3 protein-coding genes are annotated in these 4,553 nt (G+C 41.1%); all 3 read left to right on the forward strand.

Annotated features, from left to right (window positions below):
- Positions 1 to 494 (forward strand): NifB/NifX family molybdenum-iron cluster-binding protein (locus tag LG34_RS15785; RefSeq protein ID WP_431602625.1); only part of this gene is annotated, 494 nt, incomplete at its 5' end.
- Positions 495 to 872: 378 nt separating this feature from the next.
- The gene (locus LG34_RS15795) at positions 873 to 3,641 is read left to right on the forward strand and encodes a glycoside hydrolase family 3 C-terminal domain-containing protein (protein WP_109216927.1); all 2,769 of its coding nucleotides are present in this window, start codon (positions 873 to 875) and stop codon (positions 3,639 to 3,641) included.
- Between the two features lie 48 nt (positions 3,642 to 3,689).
- Positions 3,690 to 4,397, forward strand: coding sequence for an HAD family hydrolase (locus LG34_RS15800; RefSeq protein ID WP_109216928.1), 708 nt, complete (start codon positions 3,690 to 3,692; stop codon positions 4,395 to 4,397).
- Positions 4,398 to 4,553 lie beyond the last annotated feature (156 nt).

The following is a 4,553-nucleotide window of genomic DNA, read 5'->3' on the forward strand; positions in this document are numbered from 1 at the left end:
CTGACCAGAATCACGCACCAAGTCTCACGTGCGTTCGACTTGAATATTTTGTCAAATTGGCAGAAATAGTGTATAATAAGTTTCAAGTGATTCAAAGAAAGGAAGGTATAAAACTTATGAAAATTGCAGTAACATATGAAAACGGAATGGTATTTCAGCATTTTGGACATTCGGAACAGTTTAAAATTTATGAGGTAGAGGATGGAAAGATCATCGCATCAGAAGTAGTTCCAACAAATGGACAGGGACATGGCGCGCTGGCAGGATTTTTAACGAACCAACAGGTGGAAGTACTGATCTGTGGCGGCATTGGGGCAGGTGCTCAGACTGCACTGGCAAATGTTGGAATTAAATTGTATGGTGGTGTATCCGGTCTGGCAGACAGTGCAGTGAGCGCATATCTGGCAGGAAAACTGGATTATAATCCGGATATCATGTGTTCTCATCATGGAGAGGGACATTCCTGTGGAGAACATAACTGCGGTAATCATTAAATGAAAAGAAACTTAGCTGTGAACAAACCTATAGAGAAGATATTTTGAAAAAAAATTAATGCGGAGAAATCCTGAAAATGAGCAGTCAGTTGATGGAGATGTCAACTGACTGTTTTTTCATATTTGACATATTTTTCATAGTTGTGTATGTCTGTATTTTTTTGAAAAACTTTGTAATGGAGAGTTGTCTGGGAAAGATAGAAAACAAAGGTAAAATATCTGATGAAAATTACAGGAAAGAAGATTGCATAAAATCTGTTTTTAGATAATTTGTTTTAAATAAGATCAGCGCTGATCTTAACGATATTGGAATGTGTTCTATTGACGATAATCCGCAGTCCGTTTATAGTAAATGGTAGTTTTAGGAGGCAAAAGGCAATGGACAGCAAAACAATCCTGCAAAAAATGACATTAAAAGAGAAAATTGCACTTTGTTCCGGTCAGGATTTCTGGCACACAAAAGCGATGAAACAGTATGGCATCGAGGCATTGATGATGTGTGACGGACCGCATGGACTGCGCAAACAGGAGGGAAAGGCGGACATGCTTGGCGTACATAATTCCAGAGAGGCGACCTGCTTTCCGACAGCAGTAACAACGGCATGTACGTGGAATCCTGAATTGATGGAGATCATGGGACAGACGATTGCGGAAGAAGCACTTGCTTATGGTGTGGATATTGTTCTGGGACCGGGAGTGAATATCAAGCGTAATCCGCTGTGTGGCAGAAATTTTGAATATTTCAGCGAAGATCCTTATCTGGCAGGAAAACTGGCAGCAGGATGGATTAGGGAGATGGAAGGGGCAGGCATTGCTTTATCCCTAAAGCATTTTGCCTGCAATTCACAGGAATGGAAACGTTTTTCGTCGGATAGCATTGTGGATGAGCGTACGTTGCGTGAGATTTACCTTTATGCTTTTGAACTTGCCGTAAAAGAAGGGCATCCGTCGACCGTTATGTGTGCGTATAACAAAATCAATGGCGTGCATTGTAGTGATGATAAACGACTATTGACGGATATTTTGCGTCGGGAGTGGGGATTTGACGGATTGGTTATAACGGACTGGGGCGCGATGAATGACCGGATCCAAGCGTTTCAGGCAGGTTGTGACCTGAATATGCCAGGTGGCAGTGCCTATATGGAACGTGAGACAGAGCAGGCAGTAAAAAGTGGAATTCTTTCGGAAAAATCAGTGGATGCGAGTGCCCTTCGCGTGTTAAATCTTATGCAAAAATGTGTTGCTAATAGACTGGTTTATGATAGAAAAACAACTGGAGTTGGATATGATCAGATGATAACTGAAAGAGAAGCTCCAGCGGAGAAAATGGCATCTTCAAAATATGATGCAGAAGTGCATCATGACATTGCCAGACAGGTGGCAGAGGAAGGCATTGTATTGCTGAAGAATGAGGATCAGATTTTGCCATTGCAACAAATTGATGACGATTCGAATGTATCTATGATAAATATGGAAGAAATAGCCGATGCTGATATGCCTATTGAAAATATGGTAAAAACAATTGATTTTGATGCATGTATAAAAAATGAAACAAATACATCAAACGTAGCAAAAAATACTGTTGCTCTGATAGGAAATATGGCTCAAAATCTGCGTTATCAGGGAGCCGGAAGCAGTCATATTAATCCAACAAAATTGCAGCAGCTTGTTGATGTGCTGCCGCATACGGTTTTCGCAGAAGGTTGTGATGCATATGGAAATACAACAGAGAAACTTTTAGAGAAAGCAAAAGTGGCAGCGCGTCAGTGCGAAAAAGTTGTTTTATGCGTCGGATTGCCGGAGCGGTATGAATCGGAAGGATTTGACCGGGGATCTCTGAAACTGCCGGAAGGTCATTTACGCCTGATCAATGCAGTGACTGAAGAAAATGCAAATACTATTGTGATTTTGATGAGCGGTGGCGTGGTGGAATGCCCATGGGCAGACAAAGTAAAAGGTATTTTGTATGCAGGATTATCCGGACAGGCAGGTGCACAGGCGATAGCAAATATTTTGTATGGAAAGGTCAATCCGAGTGGAAAACTGGCAGAGAGCTGGCCGATAAATTATGAGGATTGTGCCACAGCAGCTTTTTATGGCAAAGAAAAGGATGTTATTTATCGGGAAGGTATTTATGTTGGATATCGGTATTATGACAAAATACAGTTACCGGTGAGATGGTGTTTTGGTTATGGATTATCGTATACAACATTTGCTTATTCTAATCTGAAAATACAAGAGCCGGAACCATCAGAACAGATCAGACAATTACAGAAAAACAATCAGATAGAAAAGATAAAACAATTGCAAAAGGATATTGGAAAACAGACAAAAGATTTAAAAGAAGAATATGTCGTTTCCTGTGATATTACAAATACCGGGGCGCTTCCGGGTAAGGAAATCGTGCAGTTATATGTATCTGCAAAAACTCCTGAAATTCACCGCCCGGTGCGGGAATTAAAAGGATTTTTCAAAGTTTATTTGATGCCGGGAGAAACAAAACAGGTACAATTTTTATTAACAGATCGTGATTTTTGTGTATATGCTGACGGGTGGAAGAGTCCGAGAGGACGCTATACCATAGAGCTTGGGACATCCAGCAGAGATATTCGCCTGTCTGAGACGATACATGCTGGAACGGTGGATTTTGATAAGAACGACGATTGTGCGGATAACATAAAGCAATCAGAGTTTAATAAAATGATGATTTCTGAAAAAATACCAGATCAAACGACAGAACATTTGCCAAAACAATTATCAGATGAGGTGATACAGGCAGTTATGCAGAGAAAACCTCACCATAAAGGAACCTACACTATGGAAGATTCTGTGGAAGAAATGCAGAAAGATGTGCGGTTTATGCGCGTATTTTATAAAGCAGCAGATTGGTTTATCCGGCGTTCTCTGGGTGGAACAATTACCGATGAAAACGAGGCGCAGTATCGGATGATGCTGGCTTCTTCTATGGGAAGCCCGATGCGTACCATGATGATCTGCGGTGGAATTCGTGGCGGTTTGATTCCCGGAGTATTGGATCTGGCAAATGGACATGTGCTGCGCGGAATTGGAAAAATGTGCGGCATTGTGAAACCAAATTTTTCAGAAACAAAGGAAGTTGAAAAAACACAAAGAAATGATTATCAATAGCTAAAAATATCCGAAATTAGCTTAAGAAATGCAGGAAGGACAGCAGATATGAAAGCATTTTTATTTGATGTGGATGATACATTATACGATCAGGTGCAGCCTTTTGCCAGGACTTTTTACCGGTTGTATCCTGAGCGGAACGATATCGACATTCATAAACTGTTTGCCAGAAGCAGAGTGTACAGCGATGAGGTGTTTGAAGATTCCTGTACGGGAAAAATCACCATGGAAGAAATGTATATTTACCGGGTACAGAAAGCACTGGCAGATTTTGACATAGCGATCAGTGATGAACAGGCATTGACTTTCCAGAAGTATTATGAGGAATATCAGGGGAAAATTGAAGTGTCAGAACAGATACAGGCGATGTTGCAGGCATTAAGTGAGAAGGAAAACGTACAGCTTGGCGTTATTACGAATGGTCCCAATGAACACCAGTGGGACAAGGTGCGTGCGTTAGATTTACAACGATGGATTCCAGAGGAACATGTATTTGTTTCCGGAGAGATTGGAATTAACAAGCCACAGAAAGAAATTTTTACCTATGCAGAGAATCGAATGCATCTGACCGCAGAGGATGCCTATTTTATTGGGGATTCCCCGGAAAATGATGTGGCAGGTGCAAAAAATGCCGGCTGGCATTCCATCTGGTTTAACCGAAGAAAAAAAACGACGGTAGTTGGATTAGAACCGGAGTATTGTGTGACCAGCGAAGAAGAACTTGCAGAATTGTTACAGAATATCTGTGGAGCATAATCTGTCAGAATGATATTTATGAAAAGGTAAATACAAACACAGTACAACCATATAGGAAACAAAGGAATAGAAAAGAAGAAGGAAGCAAAGTGCCCTCTCACTTTTTATGCATTCAAGTCGAACGCACGTGAGACTTGGTGCGTGATTCTGGTCAGC

The organism is Eubacterium ramulus, from assembly GCF_003122485.1.
Taxonomy (GTDB): Bacteria; Bacillota; Clostridia; order Lachnospirales; family Lachnospiraceae; genus Eubacterium_I; species Eubacterium_I ramulus_A.

Excerpts from the sequence above, each read along its gene's own strand:
- LG34_RS15795 (WP_109216927.1), top strand. The coding sequence starts at position 873 with ATGGACAGCAAAACAATCCTGCAAAAAATGACATTAAAAGAGAAAATT.
- LG34_RS15800 (WP_109216928.1), top strand. The coding sequence starts at position 3,690 with ATGAAAGCATTTTTATTTGATGTGGATGATACATTATACGATCAGGTG.